Origin of the sequence: Alteromonas sp. BZK5 (genome assembly GCF_014349115.1) — a bacterium.
Taxonomy (GTDB): Bacteria; Pseudomonadota; Gammaproteobacteria; order Enterobacterales; family Alteromonadaceae; genus Alteromonas; species Alteromonas macleodii.
Genome location: NZ_JACSOE010000060.1, coordinates 1 through 24,099, shown reverse-complemented (window position 1 = coordinate 24,099; position 24,099 = coordinate 1). Strand labels below are relative to the sequence as shown.

At 45.9% G+C, this 24,099-nt stretch carries 18 protein-coding genes; 10 read left to right on the top strand and 8 right to left on the bottom strand.

Annotated features, from left to right (window positions below):
• Positions 1-855 precede the first annotated feature (855 nt).
• The 5 genes from rne to BIZ39_RS15650 all read left to right on the top strand — a co-directional run bounded on the left by rne (position 856) and on the right by BIZ39_RS15650 (position 8,922).
• Complete coding sequence (rne, locus tag BIZ39_RS15670; protein ID WP_187447412.1) at positions 856-4,224, top strand: ribonuclease E; 3,369 nt, start codon at positions 856-858, stop codon at positions 4,222-4,224.
• Between the two features lie 106 nt (positions 4,225-4,330).
• Complete coding sequence (locus tag BIZ39_RS15665) at positions 4,331-5,473, top strand: oxidoreductase family protein (RefSeq protein WP_187447411.1); 1,143 nt, start codon at positions 4,331-4,333, stop codon at positions 5,471-5,473.
• Between the two features lie 207 nt (positions 5,474-5,680).
• Positions 5,681-7,249, top strand: coding sequence for a sensor histidine kinase (locus BIZ39_RS15660; protein ID WP_187447410.1), 1,569 nt, complete (start codon positions 5,681-5,683; stop codon positions 7,247-7,249).
• A gap of 86 nt (positions 7,250-7,335) precedes the next feature.
• A complete protein-coding gene (locus tag BIZ39_RS15655) occupies positions 7,336-8,013 on the top strand; it encodes a response regulator transcription factor (RefSeq protein ID WP_014949203.1) in 678 nt (225 codons plus the stop codon).
• Between the two features lie 81 nt (positions 8,014-8,094).
• The gene (locus BIZ39_RS15650) at positions 8,095-8,922 is read left to right on the top strand and encodes a haloacid dehalogenase type II (protein WP_187447409.1); all 828 of its coding nucleotides are present in this window, start codon (positions 8,095-8,097) and stop codon (positions 8,920-8,922) included.
• A gap of 133 nt (positions 8,923-9,055) precedes the next feature.
• Here the strand turns inward: BIZ39_RS15650 and BIZ39_RS15645 are convergent, their stop codons facing one another.
• Together BIZ39_RS15645 and BIZ39_RS15640 are read right to left on the bottom strand one after the other, a co-directional pair.
• The gene (locus BIZ39_RS15645; protein ID WP_039229671.1) at positions 9,056-9,520 is read right to left on the bottom strand and encodes a GNAT family N-acetyltransferase; all 465 of its coding nucleotides are present in this window, start codon (positions 9,518-9,520) and stop codon (positions 9,056-9,058) included.
• A 224-nt stretch (positions 9,521-9,744) separates the two neighbouring features.
• Positions 9,745-10,635 carry a LysR family transcriptional regulator gene (locus tag BIZ39_RS15640; protein ID WP_187447408.1) on the bottom strand — a complete coding sequence of 297 codons (891 nt, stop codon included), beginning with the start codon at positions 10,633-10,635 and terminating at the stop codon, positions 9,745-9,747.
• Positions 10,636-10,797: 162 nt separating this feature from the next.
• Between BIZ39_RS15640 and BIZ39_RS15635 the strand changes: the two genes are divergently transcribed.
• The 4 genes from BIZ39_RS15635 to BIZ39_RS15620 all read left to right on the top strand — a co-directional run bounded on the left by BIZ39_RS15635 (position 10,798) and on the right by BIZ39_RS15620 (position 15,478).
• On the top strand, positions 10,798-11,259 hold the full coding sequence (locus BIZ39_RS15635; protein WP_187447407.1) for a DUF1348 family protein: 462 nt from the start codon (positions 10,798-10,800) through the stop codon (positions 11,257-11,259).
• A 52-nt stretch (positions 11,260-11,311) separates the two neighbouring features.
• Positions 11,312-11,989: a glutathione S-transferase family protein gene (locus tag BIZ39_RS15630; protein WP_187447406.1), complete on the top strand. Its 678-nt coding sequence runs from the start codon at positions 11,312-11,314 to the stop codon at positions 11,987-11,989.
• A gap of 11 nt (positions 11,990-12,000) precedes the next feature.
• Positions 12,001-13,011, top strand: a complete 1,011-nt coding sequence (locus tag BIZ39_RS15625) for a pyridoxamine 5'-phosphate oxidase family protein (RefSeq protein ID WP_014976312.1) — start codon at positions 12,001-12,003, stop codon at positions 13,009-13,011.
• A gap of 142 nt (positions 13,012-13,153) precedes the next feature.
• Positions 13,154-15,478: an FdhF/YdeP family oxidoreductase gene (locus BIZ39_RS15620; RefSeq protein WP_187447405.1), complete on the top strand. Its 2,325-nt coding sequence runs from the start codon at positions 13,154-13,156 to the stop codon at positions 15,476-15,478.
• A 65-nt stretch (positions 15,479-15,543) separates the two neighbouring features.
• On the opposite strand, the gene fdhD is transcribed toward BIZ39_RS15620, so the two are convergent.
• From fdhD to topA, 6 genes are all read right to left on the bottom strand, one after another.
• On the bottom strand, positions 15,544-16,326 hold the full coding sequence (gene fdhD / locus BIZ39_RS15615; protein ID WP_039229685.1) for a formate dehydrogenase accessory sulfurtransferase FdhD: 783 nt from the start codon (positions 16,324-16,326) through the stop codon (positions 15,544-15,546).
• Positions 16,316-16,954 (bottom strand): molybdenum cofactor guanylyltransferase, encoded by a 639-nt coding sequence (locus BIZ39_RS15610; RefSeq protein ID WP_187447404.1) that lies wholly within the window; start codon positions 16,952-16,954, stop codon positions 16,316-16,318. Before BIZ39_RS15610 ends, fdhD begins: the two co-directional genes overlap by 11 nt.
• Positions 16,947-17,858, bottom strand: a complete 912-nt coding sequence (locus BIZ39_RS15605; RefSeq protein ID WP_014976308.1) for a LysR family transcriptional regulator — start codon at positions 17,856-17,858, stop codon at positions 16,947-16,949. Before BIZ39_RS15605 ends, BIZ39_RS15610 begins: the two co-directional genes overlap by 8 nt.
• A 206-nt stretch (positions 17,859-18,064) precedes the next feature.
• The gene (locus tag BIZ39_RS15600) at positions 18,065-18,904 is read right to left on the bottom strand and encodes a leishmanolysin-related zinc metalloendopeptidase (RefSeq protein WP_187447403.1); all 840 of its coding nucleotides are present in this window, start codon (positions 18,902-18,904) and stop codon (positions 18,065-18,067) included.
• Positions 18,905-19,252: 348 nt separating this feature from the next.
• Positions 19,253-19,804: a DUF2058 domain-containing protein gene (locus tag BIZ39_RS15595; RefSeq protein ID WP_014976306.1), complete on the bottom strand. Its 552-nt coding sequence runs from the start codon at positions 19,802-19,804 to the stop codon at positions 19,253-19,255.
• Positions 19,805-19,943: 139 nt separating this feature from the next.
• A complete protein-coding gene (gene topA, locus BIZ39_RS15590) occupies positions 19,944-22,598 on the bottom strand; it encodes a type I DNA topoisomerase (protein WP_187447402.1) in 2,655 nt (884 codons plus the stop codon).
• Between the two features lie 395 nt (positions 22,599-22,993).
• Between topA and astB the strand changes: the two genes are divergently transcribed.
• Positions 22,994-24,099, top strand: a 1,106-nt coding sequence (gene astB / locus BIZ39_RS15585) for an N-succinylarginine dihydrolase (protein WP_187447401.1), incomplete at its 3' end; no start/stop codon positions are given.

Here is a 24,099-nt window from a genome sequence, read left to right as displayed (position 1 = left end):
AGTCCTTTAACTTAGCCCGCTAGGCTTGCAGGACTGTTTCGCGATTAAAAGGCTTCCATTTAGACCAAAATTCGTACACCAAAGGTCAACAGGCCCTAGGACTTAGAAAACCCACCTTTGCGCATACTTTTTATCCAAAGCGCATGTTTTCTGTATTTAACATCTCAATTTATAGGATTTATTCATTCGCTTTCCTTGCTAAAATTTGACTTTTAGTGCGATAATTATCGATGTTTTTAACACGATTAAATTCACGTAAAAAGAAAGGTGTGGGACAGGCACTTCGTTGCCGCACTTTAACAATGTGAAACACAGCGTTATAAAAACAACAACAAGACCGAAAATCAGCACGCATCTGAGTGTGTTGTTTTAACTTGTAAACGATAAAAGCATGGTTTGAGCGTCGGTGACATCAGCAATGATAAGTGTTCGATGAAATAACACATCATACCGACCCCGCGAGAGAGGCAACGACTACACTGCCGTAAAAAGCGAGGCCATGCTTGCGAACATAAAATAAGTTTGCCGTTTAGCTAACAGAATTAAATGACAATTGAGTGGCAAAAATGATGCCGCTTGAAAAAATGAAATGAGTAATAAGGGCTAGTCGCTCCCGACATCCTTAAAGCAGTGTGAACATGAATGCATCTGTACGATTATACGTGTCAATTCACGGTCGTATGGGTTTGCGCTTAAGATAAAGGCGCTTGTTTATTCGCGTGAGTGTTTGCCCACCAGGGATAATGCGACGTTACAACAAGGTCCCCGTCCAGCCGTGAGGTTGCGCGGTGAGGGTTTGCACATGTCACTTTAATTTTGTGTCTTAACGGCTGTACGAAAACAGAGTTAGATACAATGAAAAGAATGTTAATTAATGCAACTCAGCAAGAAGAGTTGCGCGTTGCTCTTGTCGATGGGCAACGGTTGTATGATTTAGATATAGAAAGTCCAGGACACGAGCAGAAAAAAGCGAACATCTACAAAGGTAAAATTACCCGCGTTGAACCCAGCTTAGAAGCTGCTTTTGTTGACTACGGTGCAGAGCGCCATGGCTTCCTACCCCTCAAAGAAATTGCCCGCACTTACTTCCCTAAAGGTTACAAATTCGAAGGCCGCCCTAACATTAAAGATGTGATTAAAGAAGGCCAAGAAGTAATTGTTCAAATTGATAAAGAAGAGCGCGGCCAAAAAGGCGCTGCATTAACTACATTCTTATCGCTTGCAGGCAGTTACCTAGTACTTATGCCAAACAACCCTCGCGCTGGCGGTATTTCACGCCGAATAGAGGGCGACGAGCGTACAGAGCTTAAAGAGTCACTAAGCAAATTGGACCTTCCTGAAGGTATGGGTTTGATTGTTCGCACTGCGGGCGTTGGCAAATCTTACGAAGAGCTAGAATGGGATTTAAAAGTCTTGCTTACCCATTGGGAAGCTATCTTTAGCGTTGCTGAAGAACGTGAAGCCCCTTTCTTGATTCACCAGGAAAGTAACGTAATTGTTCGTGCTATCCGCGACTACCTACGTCGCGATATTGGCGAAATCCTTATCGATAAAACCAGTATTTATGAGCAAGCTTTACAGCACATTCAATTGGTGCGCCCTGACTTTGCAAATCGCGTAAAGCTCTATCGTGGTGAAGTGCCGTTATTTAGTCACTACCAAATCGAAAGCCAAATTGAGTCTGCATTCCAACGCGAAGTGCGTTTGCCTTCTGGCGGCTCAATTGTTATCGACCCAACAGAAGCACTAACCTCTATAGATATTAACTCTGCCCGTGCAACAAAAGGTGGTGATATTGAAGAGACAGCGCTTAACACAAACCTAGAAGCGGCAGACGAGATTGCCCGTCAACTGCGTCTTCGTGACCTAGGTGGATTGGTTGTAATCGACTTCATTGATATGACGCCAGTACGTCACCAACGTGAAGTTGAAAACCGCATGAAAGACGCGGTGAGAAGCGACAGAGCACGAGTGCAATTGGGTCGCATTTCTCGCTTTGGCCTTTTGGAAATGTCTCGCCAGCGTTTACGCCCTTCTTTAGGCGAATCAGCGCATCACGTGTGTCCTCGCTGTTCTGGTCACGGTACCATTCGTGGCACTGAGTCTTTGGCACTGTCTATTCTTCGTATTTTGGAAGAAGAGAGCATTAAAGAAAACACAGGGCAAATTGAAGCACAGTTGCCTGTTCCAGTTGCGACCTATCTACTTAACGAAAAGCGTAAGTCAATTCAGCTTCTAGAAAAGCGCCACGGTGTTGACTTGCTACTTATTCCTAATGCAAACCTAGATACACCGCACTACCAGGTATTACGCAGACGTCCAGATGACGTTATATCTGAAGCGAGTTACGACGTAGAGTTAATGCCTGCGGTAGAAGCTGAGACGGAAACAACGACTTCTGCACCGGTTAAGCGCGAAGAGCCAGCACTGAAAGGCCTTGTTGCACCAACGGCTGCACCTGTAGTTGCGCCAAAAGAAGAAACAGCAAAGAAAGCCGACGATGTACCTTCACTATTTGCCCGATTTGGCAAATGGATTAGTGATTTATTCGGTAGCGAAAGCGAAGAAGAAACCAATAAGGACAAAAAGCCGCAGTCTGGTAATAAAAATAGAAACAACCGCAGCCGCAATAATGACGACCGTCGCCGCAAGCCGCGCAACAAGAACAATCGTCGTGGCAATCAGTCTCAAGGTAAAGACCAGAACCGCGATGGTGAGCAGCAGGATAATCGCAAACCGCGCGGCGAGCAGCAGCGAGACCAGCGTCAAGATCAAGATGATAAGCGCAATAACAAAGGTCGTAAGCCTCGTAAGGCACAGCAACCACGCGATGAGCAACAAAAGCCTAAGCACGAAAAGCAAGATGGCGAGCAGCAAGAAAACCAAGCGCAGAAGAAGCGTGAAGTTGCTGAACGTAGAAAACGTCGTGATAAACGCCGCAGCGTTCGTGTGAAGAAAGATGACAACGCGGTGAATACTGCTGAACAAAGCGAAGCGCAGGCCACACCAGTAGCCAAAGAAGCGCCAATGCAGCACAAAGCTAAAGCTGACACCAAGCCTAAAGCGCCGAAAGCAGAGTCACCGGTTGAAAACACTGCTGAACAGAAGAAGGATGAGCAAAAGCCAGCAGTCAAAGCCGCGCAAAAGCCAGCGGATAAACCTGCTGAAGCGAAGCCAGTATCGGATGCTGTTAAGGGTGAAGGTGACTCATCAGCGATAACTAGTGATGCCGTTGATGGCACTGATGCGAATACCGACGCTAACAGTGAAGAGCATGGTCAAAAACGTGAAGGCCGTGGCCGTTCACGCCGCTCTCCACGTCACGTTCGTGCGGCTGGCCAACGTCGTAAGAAAGAGTCGCAGCAAGTTGACGATTCAGACACGCAAGCTAAACAGCCTGGTGAGTTGTCACCGCAGCAGCCAGAAGCAGAAGTTGAAGCGACAGCTAAGACAGATGCACCTGTTGTCGAAGAAACACAAGCAAAAGAGCCTGGGCAGTTAGCGCCAGCTGAAGAGCAACCTGTTTCTAAGCAAGAGAAAGCAAAGCTTGACGTTGAAGCCGTTCAGGACGAACTTCAGTTTGATGCAGAGCCTTTAGCGGGTAAAGAGCCTTCAGCGGGTAAAGAACCTTCAGCGAACGATAAACCTTCGGAAGCTGTAGACTCAACTGATGAAGTAACGTCAGCAGACGATAACGCGACAACTGAAGCTAAACCGGCTAAAGAAGCTCAAACTTCAGTGCAAGAAAGCAACGTTGAAGAAACGGCTCCGGCAGCACAAACGGAACCGGCAGTTGAAGCTAAAACAACGCAAGCTGATACGGCGCCAGAAGCTAAAGACGAAGCAACAGCATCGCCAGAGCAAGTTGAAATAAACTTGGCTGACGCACCTGTAGTTGCAGAACCAGAAGCACAGGTACAAGAAGCGAAAGCAGATACGCCAGCGGCTAAAGAAAAAGCTGAAACAACAGCAGCGCCTTCTTCGAGCCTAGCAGCGAGTGGCAAAGGAAAGCGTGGTGCATCGCACCCTATGGCATTGCCTGCAGCAGTAAACGACGCATTTGTTGATGTAGCGCTTACCGCTAAAGCTGACGACACACGACCTGCACTCGCAGTATCGGGTAAAACTGCAGCGATGTCGCACGTAACGTCACGTGCATCAGCAGTAACAACGCTTCCTCAGTCGGTAGATGACGTTACCGAAGTAGCAGCAGTGGCTGAATAATTTCCAGTCGCTAGTGCGCTACTAGCTAATTGACGTAAAAGCCGCTTTCGAGCGGCTTTTTTGTTTGTTAGTGTACGTTTAACATCGAGTCCGAGTTGAGAATAAAATGTCAGATACGGTAAACCAGCAGTATATACATTGGTTGAGCCAAGTATGTAACGCGCAAGTATTAGACACACAAATGATTCAACCTCTTTGGAGTGGCTACGGAGCGTGCTTTCGTGCCACTTTGGGCTATCCTAATAATACTTTTTCAAAGAATCACGACGAGAGAAGCCCTTTCCAAGAAAGCCAGTATCACCAAGCTCAACAAAAACCACTTGGCGCGCAACAAGGTGGAGACGAAGCAGCGCTAAAAGTAGTCGTGAAATGCGCCACTCCGCCACACAGGCTCTCACACCCTAAAGGCTGGATTGGTGAATCTAGCCACAACCGTAAGTGCCAATCTTTTAAGGTAGAGAACAGTTTTTATAGCGATGTTCAAGTCCAAACTGATGCGTCGTGCCGAACAGCTAAATACTTAGGGCACAGCCATCAGGGCGAAGCCTCCCTTCTTGTTATGGAAGACTTAGCACACAGTGGCTATTCTCGCACGGCCTCTTCACTTTCCGCAGCACAATGCATCACTGTTCTAAAATGGCTTGCCAACTTTCATGCTCGCTTTGTCAATGTGAGAGATGAATTTGATAGCCGAAGTTTACAATTATGGCCTGAAGGCACTTATTGGCACTTGGCAACCCGTGAAGATGAGTTCAACGCCATGTCGGATGGATTACTAAAGCAACATGCTGTCGATATATCTACCACGTTAGGCAACGCTCACTATCACACTTTGGTGCACGGCGATGCTAAAGTGGCTAACTTTTGTTTTACCGAAGATTTTTCTGACTGTGCAGCTGTCGACTTTCAGTACGTGGGTTATGGCGCAGGCATAAAGGACGTGGCGTATTTTTTGGGCAGTGCCCTATCAACCCAAACCCACATGAAACATCGTGATGCATTGCTCGATAACTACTTTCAAGCGCTCGAAGATGCGCTACACACTCGATTGGCTAACAATGATAGTTCGGCTTGTTTCAAGCGTGCTGATATTGCGCTTATCATTGCTGAATGGAAGTACCTGTACCCCTTCGCCTGCGCTGACTTTTATCGGTTCTTAGCGGGTTGGAGCCCCGAACACTGGAAAATAGATGAAGAGCTCCAATATCAAACAGATATTGCCTTGTCTATTCTTGAGCGCACGGCTTAAACGATTACGTTTTCATAGTGATCACGACTTTTATGAACGTACTTTTTTTCTCTCTCGCGCCCTTTTTTACGTTCTATTTCTACACCAATTCAGACGACATGTCGCTGGTAGCCCATCTTCTCTGACTTACTATTTTATTGCCGTGAAACTGCACCATTAAATTACATTTAGCGTATATAGTGACAAACAATCATAACGCTGCTGCCAATGTACAAACGTAAACTCTACCTTTTTGGGCTACTTTCCACTTTTATTCTGTTGATTGCTTTAGCCAGTGCAGCCATATCTGCGCATTTAACGCGCACTAACTTAGCGCAAGCTCAACTCGCTCAATCCCTGCTGTCAGAGCACCAGCAGTTATCAAGTATTTCCTACAGGCTTTTCAAACAGCTAACCGATGAGCTTATTTTTGGCAAGAATGCGAACCAAGCGAAAGTGAGAAACAAACAACAACAAATAGAAAACTCGTTGAACCGTATAAAATCTCTGGAACTTGCTCAACGCGAAGCACTAGGGCTTGAGGCAACACTAGGAAGTGTTGAAGATACCGATGAACTTGAAGCGCTGATTCAAGGCATTGTCGAAGAGTTTAGAGCTATTGCGCTAAGTAATGACAGTACTCCACTTAATCAACAGCAGCGCCTTCAAACATTACTTGAAGTAACTATCGACAACCAGTTTAGGGAGGCCATCAACTCTGCAGTAAACCGCCAAACAGGCGTTGTATCGCGCATTAACGCTAGCATTGAAACGCTAAACAGCAGCATTGTGTGGTTTACTATCAGTTTAGGCCTTATCACCTGTCCTTTCATTCTGCTGGGTTGTTATTGGCTATTCAATGCCCTGTATCAGCCGCTTACAGTTATTCGCACGGGTACCGATGCCATTGCCTCGGGAAACTACCACTATCGATTGCCTGAAACCTTGGATAGCGAATTTACTGACTTGGTCAAAGCACTAAATTCGATGATAGCGCGACTACAAGAACACGAAGACCAGGCTGATGCCCATCGTAAGCACTTAGAGTTTGAAGTGGAGAGCCGAACCCGGGCTTTAAAAGAAGCCAACAATAAACTCACTCAGCTGGACGCAAAGCGCCGACAATTTATGGCTGATGTAAGTCACGAATTGCGCACGCCGTTAACCATTATTCGTGGCGAAGCGCAGGTAACCCTTAGGCAGTCTGCGGCTAGCAACGAGATTTATAAAGAAACGCTAGAAACCATACTTGAGCAAGCCGTGAACTTAAGTAAGTTGGTTGATGATTTGCTGCTGCTAGCGCGTGCCGAGATGCACGAATTTACTGTAGATCTGGTTAAATCTGACTTACATAACCTGCTTACACAAAATATGGCGTTATGGCAAAAGCTCACAAAGCCAAGAGACTTAGATCTTAAATGGCTTGCCAATAATGAGGTCCAAGTGCTCATCGACAAAGACAGAATTGTGCAGGTACTGACCATCCTTATCGAAAACGCGCACAAATATTCTTATCCCGATACGCCCATTGTGCTGCGCGTTGAGAGCGAAGGCCCGAATATCAACGTATCGGTCATTGATAGCGGTGAAGGCATTTCGTCAAGTGATTTGCAGCACGTTTTTGAACGCTTCGTTAGGTTAAAGCGCAAAGGCAATGGAATGGGGCTAGGTTTGTCTATCGCTAAAGCGATAGCAGAAGCCCACCACGGTACATTGAGTGCGCATTCCACATTAGGTAAAGGCTCGCAGTTCACGTTGACGCTGCCAGTTTTACAAGACCACGCGACTAGGGCCTGATGACCGTTGCTGTACATTTTTGCAGCGGTCAACAGGCTCCAATAACAACCGTTAAGTAACTTCGAACGACTAGGATCATAACAACAATGAAAATTCTTATTGCTGATGACGAAGCCCCCTTGCTACGCTTTCTATCACGAGGCTTAAGCGCTGAAGGTTTTGAGTGCATCGAAGAGTCGGCATTACACAACTTAGTCACGCGCATTCGCCATGAAGCCCCTGCTATTATTGTACTTGATCGCATGTTTGGTGATGAAGATAGCGTAGAGCTGCTGCCCGCAATCAAGTCGCTTCCCCATGCCCCTATGGTTTTGTTACTAACCGCGGTGGACGAAGTGCGCGAGCGCGTGAATGGTTTAAAACAAGGCGCGGATGACTATTTGTGCAAGCCATTTGACTTTGACGAACTACTTGCGCGCATAACGGCCTTAAGCCGAAGAGTGACGAATACACCGGTTACCCAATTAGGCCTCACCATCGGACCGTTAAACATCGATGACGAGTCACGTATTGCGACATTGTCTGGGGAAGAGATTTCGCTCACCAAACTAGAATACGACATGCTCTACTACTTCGCAGAAAATGCTGAAAAAGTGCTGTCTCGAGAACGCATATTAAGTCGAGTATGGCGAAGTCACAGCGATCCGCTAACTAATGTTGTTGATGTGTATATCAGTAGGCTGCGACAAAAGCTTCACAGCAGTGATGCCATATTTATTGAAACTCTGAGAGGCAACGGCTATCGGTTGACCACCAGAAAATAGTCGTTTCGTCTCATTAGCTATTGCATTCATGTGTTATCCCGCCTAATTTGAACACTCGTTCAAATTTTATAAAGGATAATTATGGCTCGCTCACCTTCTTCATTACTCTCAAGGCTATGTTGCGCAACCGCTGTAGGCATTAGTCTATTGTCATCACCAGTCTTCGCTCAGACAGACACCAGAGGTGCCGCGCAGCCTGATAAGAATACAGCAATGTCTGCACGGGAATTGCGAGCACCAAAGGTTATCTTTTTCGATGTTAATGAGACCTTGCTTGACCTCACCGCCATGCGCAGCTCGGTAGGCGAAGCCTTGGGCGGTAGAGATGATTTGTTGCCACTGTGGTTCTCTACTATGCTGCACCATTCACTGGTGGATTCAACGACTGGCCGCTTTCATACCTTTGGAGAAATTGGCGTTGTTTCATTGCTGATGGTGGCTGAAATTGAAGGTATAGAATTGACAAAAGCGCAAGCGAAAACGGCAATTGTCACGCCTTTGCGAAGCCTACCGCCCCATCCTGACGTGCGCGATGGCTTACAGGCACTTAAAAACAAGGGTTATAAACTAGTAAGCCTTACCAACTCGTCTAATCAAGGCGTATATACTCAATTTAAAAATGCTGATCTTTTGTCTTATTTCGACGAGCGACTAAGTGTAGAAGACATTAACTTATATAAGCCCGATACTCGCACGTATGAGTGGGCTATTGAAAAAATGGGTATAGCAGCAGAAGACGCTATGTTAGTGGCGGCACACGGTTGGGATATTGCTGGTGCTAAACAGGCAGGCTGGCAAGCCGCGTTCATTGCACGCCCCGGTAAGGTACTTTACCCGTTAGCAATAGCGCCTGACACGGTGGTAAGCGGACTAGATGAATTAGTCTCCCAATTACCCGATGCCAAATAAGCGTTAGGGTTGATGGTATCTAGGTGCACATAAAAGCACAGCTTATCGGTTGGCACGGGTAAACATAATTATTAGGTTAAACACCTGGGCCATAAAAGGTCATGCCAACCAATATTTCGAGCTAGGCACTGAGCTACGCTGTTGCCGTGCCTGCTCTTTTCATATCGATGTGAGGAATATCGTCTTCCAAGTACATAGTCGAGGTGGCTTCAAACCCAAAACCTTCATAAAACCGTTTTAAATACTCTTGCGCGCCAATTTCAATATCACAGCCTGGCCATAACGCCTCACAATGATCAATGGCTTCACGCATAAGTGCTCTGCCCGCCCCTTTACCTCTGAAAGCTTCGCTGGTAGCTACTCGACCGATACTCACCGATGGATAACTAACCCCTTCGCCAAGTAATCGTGCACACGCTACCAATTTGTTATCTTGAAACCCCATTAAATGATGAGTTTTTGGATGGCGGTCTTTTTCGTCAAGCTCCGGATAGGCACAGTTTTGCTCAACGACAAAAACATCGACACGCAGCTTGAGCAAGTCGAAGAGTTGATGATTAGTCAGTTCATTAAATGTAAGTGATTGCCAGGAAACCATGTTGCCTCGATGATTTTTTATTATTAACGTTTGAGTAGCGCCTTTAACAGATCCTGTTAAAGTTTTAGATGTCAAAATACAAATTTTAAGATGCCAATTTTAAAATACTAACTTTAAAATCTCTGCGACGATAACGATTGGTCTAGTGTAACGCAACCCATTTTACCCACAACTTATGCTGCAGCCTGAGCACCACACGCGTAGGCCAAGATACTCTGGATTATTCAGGCCCTAGGGTTAAGGTACTCGTTGTTCGCCAACCCTGCCTTGACATAGTCAATGAACATTTTAACCTTAGTAAGGTTCTTACGCCCTTCAACACTTACCACCTGTATAGGCAACTTTTTGTCTTCCACATCTTCTAACAAACTTACCAAATCACCACTTCTAAGTGCTTCTGCAACCTGATAGGACATCAACCGAACAACCCCAACGCCTGCAATGGCGGCGTTAATAGCCGCTCTGTTTTGGTTGGATTGAAAACGAGGTGTGAGCTTAATGGCAATAGGTCTGCCGTTTTTGTGATACGTCCATACCGCTGGCTCGTTAAAGCGCGTCGGATAAAGCACACTATGCCGTTTTAAATCTTCTGGCTTTTTTATGGCCGGGCTACTCGCCAAGTAGCTAGGCGCCGCACAGGTTACACGCCGTACGTATCCTACCGTAACACCGTAAAGCGAGGAGTCTTTCGGGTTACCTATACGTATTGCTACATCCATATTGCTATCAATTAGATTCACCACATCGTCGTGAAAATGCCCGTTAACCCTAATGTCGGGATAGTCCTTAAGGAATTGGGATATTATTGGCGTTACATAACGTTCGCCGAACAAAATGGGTGCCGTGATATTAAGCTCACCTTTGGGCACTAAATCAATGCCAGACACAGCAGCTTCACATTGCTCAATATCTGCCAGTATACGTGAAACATGAATAAGGTAATGTTCACCAACCTCACTCAATTTCACTTGCCGCGTTGTGCGATGAAAAAGTCGAGTATTTAACTGTGCCTCTAGATGTGCAATACACCGAGTAACCGCAGGCGCTGACATCGACATCGCGTCTGCAGCTCCTACAAAGCTTCCCGACTTAGCAGCCTCTGCAAACACTCTCATGCACAAAAGCTTGTCCATATTAGTTCACTCAATGAAATTATAAATTTCAAAAATAGCTAATTATTAAATAAAAGGAAAGTTCTAGTATCGCTATCAGCTTTTACACATTTTCGTTCAGGTTAATGTTTTTACACTACAGCCCAATGCCTACAGGAGTTATTTATGAGACCACCGCTTCCCCCCTTTTCACCTGAAACCGCAGCGCAAAAAGTGCGCCTTGCTGAAGACGCATGGAACACCAAAGGTGCGGTAAAAGTTGCAGGTGCTTATACCTTTGACTGCCGTTGGCGCAACCGAGCAGAATTTATTGAAGGACGTGCTCAAATAGTGAGTTTTTTGACGAGAAAGTGGAACAAAGAGCTCAACTATAAATTAGTAAAAGAGCTATGGGCATTCAACGCAAACCGCATAGCAGTGCGCTTTGCATACGAGTACAAGGACGATTCTGGTCAATGGTATAGAGCTTACGGTAATGAAAATTGGCAGTTCAACCTTGATGGCCTAATGGAAAAACGTATTGCCAGTATCAACGAACATCCTATTTCAGAAAGTGACCGAAAGTTCACGTGGGATGGCGAACGACGCCCTGACGATTTTCCCACTCTGTCCCAGCTTGAGCTGTAAACAATGTTGATAATAACACCCAACTAACCATTTCTATTGAGAGGATGAATTTATGACAAATCCAACAAGCAATACATTGCCCAAAAGCCCTATTGTTTTGATTCAAAACCCTAAATCTGGCCACTGCCACAAGGTTTCATTGTTTATGGCACTGAATGCCATCCCTTTCACAACCGTTGAGCCTGACATGGCAAAAGGCGAGCACAAGAGTGATCGATTCAGCTCACTTAACGTGTTTAAACAAGTCCCCGTGATAACAGACGGTGATATCACGTTGGCTGACTCCAATGCCATTCTGGTTTATTTGATCCACGCATACGCAGACAGTGACTATTGGCTAGGAAAGGACGCCAAAGAAAAAGCGCTAATTCAACGCTGGCTATCAGTCTCAGCGGGTGAACTTGCTAAAGGGCCGGCCGCCGCGCGATTAGAATACGTATTTGGAGCAACTATTCATGTGCCCACAGTACTAGCCACCAGCGAGACGTTACTTGCAAACATGGAGGCTCATCTAGGAAACACGGTAAGTGCTTTTTTGGTTGGCGAACACGTTACCGCAGCAGACATCGCCATGTATTCGTATATAGCTCATGCCCCTGAAGGAGGAATATCGTTGTCCAAGTTTCCTCTTATCAATGCCTGGATAAATGCGGTTGAGAGTCTGGATAATTTTGTTCCAATGCCAGCGTCTGACATCGCACCAGCGCGCAATACCAGTCCGCATAGTTAATTGAGGTCGTTATGTCTCTACCTAAGCTATCATCCTTGAACCCAGCGTTTCATCAAGGCGAAATTGCACTGCAAAAAAAGCTGGAAATTGACAGGGAAATCGGTGAGCGGACGAATGGTTTTATCCGTAGCTTTATGCCGGAACAACACAGGCAGTTCTTTACTTCCAGTCCGTTCACTGTTTTCGCCTTGGTAGACGAAAAAGGCCACCCTGTAGCCACGCCTGTTTGGGGAGAAGGAGATTTCATAGAAAGTCCCTCTGCTACCCAATTACGCTTTAGCCTACCAGTAGAAGTTTGGAATATGATGCAACACTCGTTAAATCTCGACGTGACTTCAGGCAGCAAAATTGGAATCGTCGGTATTGAATACGCTACAAGGCGAAGAAATCGGTTGAACGGTACGATAAGTCACGCAACTAATGAAAACCTTACGGTATTGGTAGATCAAAGTTTCGGTAACTGCCCCCAATACATTCACAAACGAACCACAGTCAAAAAACAACGTGCCGTTCAGACTGCCCCAATGAAAAATACAGTAGGTGCCGGTGATTCTACATTTTTTACTTCAACATCGAATGTGCTCACCCCAAGCGCACGCACGCTAATATCAAGGGCTGAAACGTTTTTTATTGCCTCACGACATAAATCTTTAGGCCATGCAGCGAATGAAGGGCTAGACGTTTCTCACAGGGGGGGCAAAGCAGGCTTTGTTAAAGTGGAAGGGAACTCGTTAATCTTTCCCGATTTTAGCGGTAATAAATTCTTTAATACCTTGGGCAACATCCTACTAGACCCACGCGTCGGTCTGTGTTTTTGGGATAATGAAACAGGTGACCTTCTGTTTATTGAAGCAAAGGCGAGTATCGAATCCCTCGAGTCGAATATAACCGCATTTGAAGGTGCAGAGCGCTTTGTTTCTCTTTCGGTACTCTCGGTAACACATATTTCGGGTGTGTATCCCTACTCCCATGAGATCACAGACATATCCCCCTATGCACTAAAGACAGGCGACTGGAAATAAGCGGTTAATTGATGAACCCTATCATCTAGTTAGCGTAATCAATTGGAATACCGTAACCAGAATGGTTACGCTGTTTAGACAAAAAGTCTTGGTTAGGTTTTGTAGACAAGGGCAAATGCCCGCGTAGACACAGGGGCAGAACATGAGTGATAAGCGTAACATCAAAACGTACAACAAACCCGCTGGCGGATGGGGAGCACTAAAGAGTGTAACCCAGAGCTGGATCCAAAGCGAAAAGCCACTTAAGAATCTACGAGCCATGCTCAAGACGAACCAAGACAAAGGCTTTGACTGCCCAGGCTGTGCGTGGGGTGAATCACCAGAAAGTGGTTTAGTGAAGTTTTGTGAAAATGGTGCTAAAGCAGTGAACTGGGAGTCTACCGGTCGCTATGTAGACCCAACATTTTTCTCTAAGTATTCGGTCGGCTCACTGAAAAAGCACACCGACTACTGGCTTGAGTCACAAGGGAGACTCACCCACCCTATGCGCTACAATGCTCAAGCAGACCATTACGAACCAGTATCATGGGACGATGCCTTCGCACTTATTGCCAAACACTTGAAGGGTTTACATTCCCCTCATCAGGCGGAGTTTTATACCTCCGGGCGGGCGAGTAATGAAGCCGCCTATTTATATCAGTTATTCGTGCGCGCATTTGGCACAAATAATTTTCCCGATTGTTCAAATATGTGCCACGAAGCGTCGGGGCAAGGTATGAAACCTACGATAGGCGTGGGCAAAGGTACAGTTACGTTCAATGATTTTGCAAAAGCAGACACCATTTTTGTTATCGGCCAAAATCCGGGAACTAACCACCCTCGTATGCTAGAACCTCTTCGTGAAGCAGTACGAAGAGGGGCGCAAGTGGTATGCTTCAACCCGTTAAAAGAGCGTGGCCTTGAACGATTTCAAAACCCGCAGCATCCGGTTGAGATGCTAACCAATGGCTCTGAGCCAACCAATACCGCCTATTTCAGGCCTGCTCTTGGTGGTGACATGGCGGTTATGCGCGGCATCGCTAAATGGCTGTTAACTTGGGAACAAGAAGCCAAAGCAAACAAAGCTCCTCCCGTCTTCGACCACGACTTTATTAACGCACATACCAATGGAATGGACGACTATTTGAGTTCCGTTGAAGCGACGAACTGGGAGCATATTGAAGCGCAGAGCGGTTTATCAAAAGACGAAATACGTCACGCGGCAACCATGTACAGACGTGGAGAACGGGTGATCATGTGCTGGGCAATGGGGATCACCCAACACAAGCACTCAGTAGCTACGGTTCAGGAAATAGTGAACGTACAACTACTACGAGGAAACGTGGGCAAGCCTGGTGCAGGGCTTTCTCCCGTTCGTGGCCACAGCAATGTGCAGGGGGATAGAACTGTGGGTATTAACGAAGTCCCCCCCAAAGCATTGCTTGACGCACTAGAGAACAAGTTTAACTTCGCCGTTCCACGAGAAAGAGGTCACAATACGATTCAAGCTATCCAGGCTATGGAAAGTGGTGAATCCAAAGTTTTCATCGGCCTAGGCGGTAATTTCGCCCAGGCGACGCCAGATACGCCGCGTACTCACGCTGCGCTGTCACAATGCGACTTAACCGTTCATATCGCCACCAAGTTAAATCGTTCTCACCTAACCACAGGTAAAGACGCGCTTATATTACCCTGCTTGGGACGTACTGAAATTGACATGCAGGCTAGCGGGCAACAAGGCGTGACTGTGGAAGATACGTTTTCTATGGTCCATATTTCTTATGGCCAACTTCCGCCAAGCTCGCCCGAACTTCGCTCTGAACCCGCTATTATTGCTGGTATCGCGAAGGCGACGTTAGGCAACACGCCGGTAGACTGGGACTTCTTAATAAGCGATTACGACAATATTCGTGAGCTCATTGCCGACACCATAGACGGTTTTAAAGACTTTAACACCAAACTCGCTCAACCAGGTGGTTTTCATTTAGGTAATGCAGCAGGTGAGAGACGCTGGTTAACACCATCGGGCAAAGCCGAGTTTGCTGCTAACGCCCTGCCTGATTCACTGTTAAATGCTGACCTCGTTGCGAAAGGTGAAGAGCCGGACCTCATTTTACAAACACTGCGCTCTCATGATCAGTACAACACAACTATTTATGGTATGGATGACCGCTACAGAAACGTGTTTGGCGCGCGGGACGTTCTGTTTGTCAATGAACGTGACATTAAGACGCTGGGTTTTAACGATGGCGATAAAGTCGACATTACGTCAATGTGGAACGACGGCAAAACACGCCAAGTTAAACAGTTTATGTTGGTGGCTTACGACATCCCGCAAGGTCAAGCAGCAGCATATTACCCCGAAACCAATCCGTTAGTACCACTAGAAAGTTACGGTGATGGCACGTTCACACCAACATCGAAATTTATCGCGATCAAACTTTCGAAATCTGAATCAGATGGCCGAATAGCAGTCTCTGCGGTGTAAGCTTTTCTTTGCTTATCCGGTACTTATCAGTACAGGCCCTTTGTTTCTAACTGGCTCGCTGCGCACTACTTTTCTTGCGGTGCGTAAGCTCTCGGAGGGTCATACTTAGGTACATGGATCAGGGTGAGACCATAACGGCTTGCCCACTTTACTGATAAGGCTGTAGGAGCAGATAGCGTCACTACCAAAGGTAATTTAGCTCTTATCGCTTTTTGAACCAACTCTAAACTGCAGCGGCTTGTGAGCACAACAATACCTTCAGGTTGAAAGAGTTTTTTGGTGGTGATAGCACCAATTAATTTATCAAAAGCATTATGCCTTCCTATATCTTCTCGGCATGCCAGCACATTGCGCTTAGCATCAATGTAGAGCGCTCCATGCACCGCACCGCTCTGCTGAGCTAATGCTTGCGCATTAGATATAAGGCTTCGCAATCCTTTAAACCAGCTCACATCAGGCAAAGGCGATACATCAATAGACGTCAATTGAGGCAAAGCGTTGTCTAATGCCTCAACACCGCAGAGCCCACAGCCCGACGCCCCCGCCAATTGCCGTTTATTTTCCTTTAACTTCCAGAACGCCTGATTGGCAATTTCAACTTCCGCATTGATGTGTTCTTTGTGATGCGTCAATTCAATACCGTAAAGCTGGCGGGGATGTTCGATAATGTCGTTACTTAAACTGAAGCCCACAATGAAATCTTCAATGTCGTTTGGGGTTATCAGCATTACGGCATAATTAATACCGTTATAACTAATGCTTAAAGCGACTTCTTCGGCAAGGGCAAACTTTTGAGTATAGGGTGTAGCATCTAAAACTAATGCGTGCAGTTCAGTGTTACTTTTCATGTGGCCATTCACCTGGAGTATTCACATTCAACCACTCTACGCCATCTTCATTGGACATATTTGCGAGACGCTTTTTGTTATCGCTTTCATCTTTACGCGCTGTTTTTTTGAGGTCGCCTTCTTTAAGAGAAACTGCATTGAGAATTTCTAAAAATCCTACCACTCGTCTTTTTTTTTGCTCAACTAGATAGTTGGCTAAGAGGGCTTTGGTCTTCTGCGTAACGGGTAAGTAGAAAGGCAAAAAGCGTTTTTCCACATAACATGCCTTTTCAGCCTCTCGCCCTCGCGAAACTAATATTCTCAAAAGCTCGGGCGTCATCTGCGGCATGTCAACGGGAAGAACAAGTAGTTCACAAGGATTGCCATTGTGATTATCAGATTGAGATAGTGCGTCTAAAACAGCATGTACTCCGCTAAGCGGACCTGCATCTTCAATTCTGTCATTCAAAAAGCCTGGCGCGTTGCGGCTAATTAACACTTTATCGCAACTCGCAGACTGTAAAAGTAACGAAGCATTATCGATGAGAGTACGGCCCTGATAACGCATAAGTGCTTTATCTTGCCCCATTCTACGCGATTGACCACCCGCAAGCACTAAACCGATGAGTGTCGTATTCACTTTACTCACTGCATATGCCTCCTTTATTGAAAATCTCCTCATATCCTTTTAAAAACTCAAAGCATTGCTTTGCAATGGGAGAGCTGGGTTCGCCTTTTCGCATGATGAGCCCTAAAGGCGAAATGGTTTTACCATCGTCAACAGTAACATAGGCGAGCCCTAAATCATCATTGGCCTTTGCGACGTTGGTTGGAAGGATCGTACAACACATCCCCTTTTTCACTGCTTGCAGTAAACAATGAACCGAGTCTGATTCAATAACAGGCTCATTGTTCACGCCCACATTAGCCATGTTTAACGTGATTGACTGCCTAAAGTGCATTGAAGGTGTTAATAACCCAAGTGGCAGTGATGAAAGAGACTGCCAGCTTAGGGTATCTTGCTCAAAGCAGTAATGATTGGGGTGATACAGCAACACCATTGGAGTAGCTTTAAACGGCAAAATATGGAAGTGTTGCGCGCTCATGCCTTCAAGGTAACAAAGACCCAGGTCAAGTTCGTTACGGTGTAGCGCGTTAACGATATACTCACTGCTATGTGTCTGTAAGGAAAACTGTAGTGCACTGTGCTGTTTTGAGAGGGTGTCAATAATGTCGATAGGATCGACACTCGCTAGAGGAACGGCACCGATCCGAAGTCGGCCAACTAAGGCGCCTTTGCACGATGCAGCTTCCGCTTGTAATCCGTCACACGCCGCTAAGATATTCCTTGCCCATGCCAAAATTCTTTCACCTTCCGGCGTAAAGCCTTGGAATCTGTGGTTGCGAGCCACCAACTGAATACCAAGCTCATCTTCTAAATTATGAAGGCGTGAAGAAAGCGTGGGTTGTGTAACATTGCACGACTTAGCCGCTTTACCGAAGTGCTGCGTCTCATCTAACGCGACCAGAAACCGGAGCTGACGAATATCCAAAGACCAATACCTTAATCATGATAGATAGCTTCTATCATGATTCTACCAATGGAACGCTTGACTTGTAAGTACATTAAACGCATGTTTTTAGAATAAGCCAAAAATCCCAAAAATATGTGCACATACTGATTGATAGAAGCTATCACTCAAGACTATTCGCCCAGCATAGATTTAGTATTTTGTTCTGCGCAAGCGCTTCAACGCTGCTAGACCGACATCGCCTGAAAAATTTGTAAACGACGTGTACTAGCGCCTGTTGACCTTTGATGGTGCCTTGTTACAATAAGCCCCATTGAAAATAGAAATAGCCATACCGTTGCGGCTTCACTTACTGCATGGGTAACCGTAGTCAAATAGCCAATATCAGCAAACGACGCTACAGTGGTATCACTTAACGTAATTGGATATGGCCCTAAATACCCTGTCATTAGATCTGATGAACCACCAGGCCAAGGTTCGTCCCAGTGACTGTTGGCAGTGCCGGCTCCTCCCCCCAGTTCTACAGGAATAAATGTGGCGTTTTCCACAAACTCGCGACGATAAATTTCCAAAGCGTACTCTCCGGTGTAACGCCCTGAACCGCTGGCGTAGTTAGATTGGCTGCCCGCAATAAAAAAGTCGGTCGTCCACAATGTTCCAAATCCAATAACATGGGCCATCTCGTGTACGATGACATCAAAAAGCGTACCGCGACTTTCTAAGCTAGCAAGGTCTGCCGTATCAAAACGCATGCGGCCTTTATTTGCATAAACAAAAGTGCTGTCTGGTAGCTGAGTGATACCCGTTGGGCCAGCACTACCCAATATGCCACCCACACCATCAAGTGCAACGCCACTCGCATCTATAACAATATTGTGATTAAACTCGCTTTGAACGCCTATTAAGTAAGACTCCCAATAAGCGATTGCATCATCAAAAACACTGGATTGTGAAGGTGTTAAACCACCAAGATCGTTAATAGAAATTTTGAATAGTCCTGCATTTGCTGAAAAAGACACACACAACGACACCACAACACTGAAGAACCACTTAATTGAGACACCCATGGCACCCCTCCAAAACTAAGAAAAAACGTTCGATGCAAATAAAATTAGTAACGTAGGCCTGTTCATCTTTGCTGTATTTCAAAGCTCAACAGGGTTAGGACTAAAAAAAACTATAGTAGAGAAAACCGTAAGTAGTTATGAGAAAGATTACTTGTTAACGGCAAAAGTAAAAATTACTAAAGATCAACGTGTTGAATTTTTTAACAGAGAATGCTTAACGGTAAGTCGTTCGCCATTGGCACAATGGCGTATTGGGAGGGGGCGAATTATTGAAATTTTTTTACGTCTACTTTCCCGCTTACCACGCTCTGTGATACAGAGCGCGGCTGCGAGAATCAATTAGAGGGCCTACCAGGTTAAATCATCTGGAATTTCATAATCGGCGTACCAATCATCTTCTTCTTCATCTTTACCATCGGCTCCGCTCTTATCTAAATCAGCACGGTAAATAACTGAAGCCTCGTCGCGCTGTGCAATTTTGTCAGCAACGGGGGCTGGTACTAGTTCATAAGCGTCATCTAACAATACAACAGCCAAACGACCTTTTGTCACTTGCTTGTGCATCTCTTCACTCACATACAGACGCTTTACTACGTTGTCGTGTGTAAAGTTAAGTAAGGTTTCGCCATTGCGCGGTTGTTTGTTTACCGTAATAAGCTGCCTTACCTGCGCAATAATTGAGCGCTTCTCTCGCTCCTGCTGTTGAAGCTGGTTTAGCTCGCGTGAGCGCGCTTTTTTCTCTTCAGCTGCTTGTTGAGCAGCAATAGTCGCTTCATCAACGACAGGTTGTTTTTGCTTATTCTTTTGCTTTTGTTTTTTGCGTTTATCTGCACGCGCTTGCTTTGCAGACGCTTTATCGGCCAAACCGGCTTTCAGTAGTTGGTCTTGTAAGGAGGCCATAATTACTCTCTGTTACACTGTTTCTATTGATACGCTTTGCAGACGTTTACCGTCTTTTAACTACGTAACAAGCCCGAACAATGTCGGGCTTGTGAATTTCAATTAAAGGTCTATTTTTACCTTTTCCGAATTAAAGGCGTTACTTCTTCTTGGCTTTAGTCGCTGGCTTTTTAGCGGCTTGCTCCTGCCATTTGCCATTGTCGTACCACGCAGACCATCCTGTTGCTTTACCGTTGTCATTCTCAGACATCACGTATTGCTGTTTGGTCTTCCTGCTGTATCGAACTATTGCAGGGTTACCATCAGGGTCTGTTTGTGGCGCATCAGCAAGATAATAGAATTTCGGCGAAATTCTATCTCTAAAGCGAGCAAGTTCTTCCACTTTCGGCGCACGAGTTTCACGCGACTTTGGAAAGTTATGCGCCGCTAAGAAAATTCCCGAAGCGCCATCACGTAGCATAAAGTGCGCATCAGACTTTTCACACGGAAGCTCAGGTAAATCTACCGGATCTTCTTTTGGCGGCGCAGCTTCACCGTTTCTAAGCAGCTTACGAGTATTCTTACACTCTTCGTTTGTGCAGCCGAAGTATTTACCAAATCGACCGTTTTTAAGCTCCATATCGCTGCCACATTTATCACACTCAATAATGGGGCCGTCATAGCCTTTTATCTTGAATGTGCCTGTTTCAACTAAGGTGCCATCACATGTTGGCGTGTTACCACACACATGAAGTTTACGGGTTTCGTCAACCAAGTAACTGTCCATCGCCGTGCCGCACTTAGGACAACGCTTTTTAGAACGAAGCGCTTCTGTTTCGAGCTCTTCTTCATCGTCCACTTTCACGACTTCGTCACCAGGCGTTAAATTCATGGTGTTTGTGCAGCGCTCTTTCGGCGGTAAATTGTAGCCTGAACAGCCCAAGAATACGCCAGTTGACGCGGTTCTCACGTTCATTTCACGGCCGCATTTATCGCACTCAACACCTGCAGGCACTGCCTGATTCAAGCGCATACCGCCCTCTTCAGGGTCTTTCTCAGCGTTTAACAGTTTTCCGTAGAAGCCGCTGTAAAAGTCGTTGAGCACGTCCTTCCAATCTTTCTTGCCTTCAGCAATATCATCAAGATGCTGCTCCATGTTGGCAGTAAAGTCATAGCTCATTAAATCGTCAAAGTTTTCCATCAGACGATCGTTTACGATTTCGCCCATTTTCTCGGCATAAAAACGCTTGTTCTCTAAGCGCACATAGCCGCGATCTTGAATCGTCGAAATAATACTGGCGTAGGTCGATGGACGACCAATACCGCGTTTTTCAAGCTCTTTTACCAACGAAGCCTCATTAAATCGCGCTACAGGCTTGGTGAAGTGCTGTTTAGGATCAAGCGCTTTTAAGTCAAGCACATCGCCTTTTTGTACATCAGGCAACATGAGCTCTTCTTCGCCTTTTTTACGAAGCTGAGGTTGAACGCGAGTCCAGCCATCGAACTTAAGTACGCGGCCCTTCGCCGTCAGCTCGTAATCACCCGCCGCCACTTTAATAGTGGTTGCATCGTACTTAGCTGGAGTCATTTGACAGGCCACAAACTGGCGCCAAATAAGCTCATAAAGTCGCTGTGCATCGCGTTCCATATCGCCTAAACTTGCAGCACTTATGCTCACGTTTGAAGGACGGATCGCTTCGTGCGCCTCTTGCGCACCTTCTTTACTGCCGTAGCGATTTGGCGAATCAGGCAGGTACTTGTCACCAAAATTATCTGAAATGTATGCACGAGCACTGTCCAACGCCTCTTGGCTTAAATTGGTTGAATCCGTACGCATATAGGTGATGTAGCCCGCCTCATAAAGGCGCTGTGCCATCATCATGGTTTTCTTAACACCAAAGCCCAATCGAGTACTTGCCGCTTGTTGTAGCGTTGAGGTAATAAATGGTGCAGAAGGACGACTTTGCGTAGGCTTTGACTCGCGGCTTTCTACCGTGTAGTTAGCCCCTTCTAAGTCAGCAAGCGCTTTATCTGTTTCGGCCTTGTTTTTAGGCTTGAACGCATTGCCCTCGTGCTTTGCTACCAGCATGCGCAGTGCCGCTTTTTGCTGGCTAGTTAAATCTGCGTGTACGTCCCAAAACTCTTCAGGTACAAACGCTTTAATTTCTCGCTCACGCTCTACAACAAGTCTAACCGCTACCGATTGAACTCGCCCTGCTGAGAGGCCTCGCGCAATTTTTTTCCACAGAAGTGGCGATACCATGAAGCCTACAACACGGTCTAGGAATCGACGAGCCTGCTGGGCGTTGACGCGAGAGATATTTAGTTCGCCCGGATCTGAGAACGCATCTTGAATCGCGTTTTTAGTAATTTCGTTAAACACCACTCGCTGGTAAGTTTTGTCTTTTTTACCTAGCAGCTCTTGTAAATGCCATGCAATCGCTTCCCCTTCGCGGTCCAAATCGGTCGCGAGATAGATAGTGTCAGCATCTTTAGCAAGCTTTTTAAGTTCGTTAACGACTTTCTCTTTACCCTGTAGCACTTGATAGTGGGCTTTCCAGTCTTTCTCTGGATCCACACCCATTCTGTCTACAAGCTTCAAATATTCGTGACGGCGAAGATATTCTTGACGCTCTTCTTCGCTTAAAGTTTTGAGTTCTTTAGCCGGTTTTTTAGGCTCTACTTTGCCTAAAGCCTTCGTCGGAAGATCTCGCACGTGGCCAACCGAACTTTTTACGATAAAATTTTTACCGAGATATTTATTTATCGTTTTCGCTTTGGCTGGTGACTCGACTATGACCAGTGATTTTGCCATATAATTGAACTAAACCTATTGATTTTTAATGACTATTTACGTCAAATTCTGAAAATTGGAGCAACCTTGCACTATATATAGGGTACTCGCTCTTTTTTAACATATATCTACAAAGTGAATGGAAAACAAGATCTTCTTCATACTTATTCTTTCCTTTGCTTTAAACACGCGCAAAAACTGTACAATAAATAAACAGTGCGATTGGCATTGGCCTTAAAAGCCGTATAATGCCAGCCATTCCAACCTAGCCTGACAACATGTTCAGGTGTGAAGAAGTGCATCGTTTGTCCCTGTAAAAGAACGAAAGCGTTGCCGCTGCTATTAAATTAATCGCAGTGCGTATGGAAAAGTAACATATAGGGTCAAGCGCCAAAACTCCAAGAATGAGGGAAAGTATGAAGCAGTTTGAAGTTAACTTTGATGGTCTTGTAGGACCTACCCATAACTATGCCGGTTTGTCGTTTGGCAATGTCGCTTCCCTGAACAACGCAAACGCAAAGAGCAGTCCAAAACAAGCTGCAAAGCAAGGCTTAGCCAAAGCAAAGGCGTTGGCCGATATGGGAATGATTCAAGGTGTGTTGGCCCCACAAGAGCGTCCTGACATCGCCGCACTGCGCCGATTAGGCTTCACAGGCTCTGATGCTCGCGTGCTAGAAAGCGCTGCAAAGCAATCTCGCGAGATTTTCCTTGCTTGTTGTTCTGCCAGTAGCATGTGGACTGCAAATGCCGCCACTGTGTCTCCTAGTGCCGATACTGCCGATGGTCGCGTTCACTTTACCCCTGCAAACTTAACCAACAAGTTCCATCGTTCACTAGAGCCTCAGGTTACAGGCAATATCCTGCGCGGTACATTTGCCAATGAAAAGCACTTTGCTCATCACCAGCACCTGCCAGATAACGAGCATTTTGGTGACGAAGGTGCAGCCAACCACACGCGACTTTGCAGCAACTATGGTCAGGCAGGCGTAGAGTTGTTTGTTTATGGTCGTCATGCATTTGATACCAGCAAACCAGCACCGAAAAAATATCCGGCTCGCCAAACGCTAGAAGCATGCCAAGCAGTAGCTCGCTTACACGGTCTAGACGACGATGGCGTAGTTTACATGCAGCAAAACCCAGACGTTATCGACCAAGGCGTATTCCACAACGATGTGATCGCTGTTGGTAACCAAAATGTGTTGTTTTTCCACGAGCAAGCGTTTCATCAAAAAGACGCTGGATTTAAAGAGCTTCAAGCTAAATTTGGTAGCGAACCGCTTCACTTTATCGAAGTACCGACTGCTGAAGTCTCTGTACAAGACGCAGTAAAAACCTACTTGTTCAATACGCAAATTATAACGCTTCCAGGTGGTGATATGACCATCATCGCGCCAACTGAGTGTGAGGAAAATGAAGCCGTTAAGCGCTATTTAGACAAGCTGGTAACTCTGGGTACGCCCATTAAGTCGGTTAATTATTTTGATGTTAAACAAAGCATGCGTAATGGCGGTGGTCCGGCATG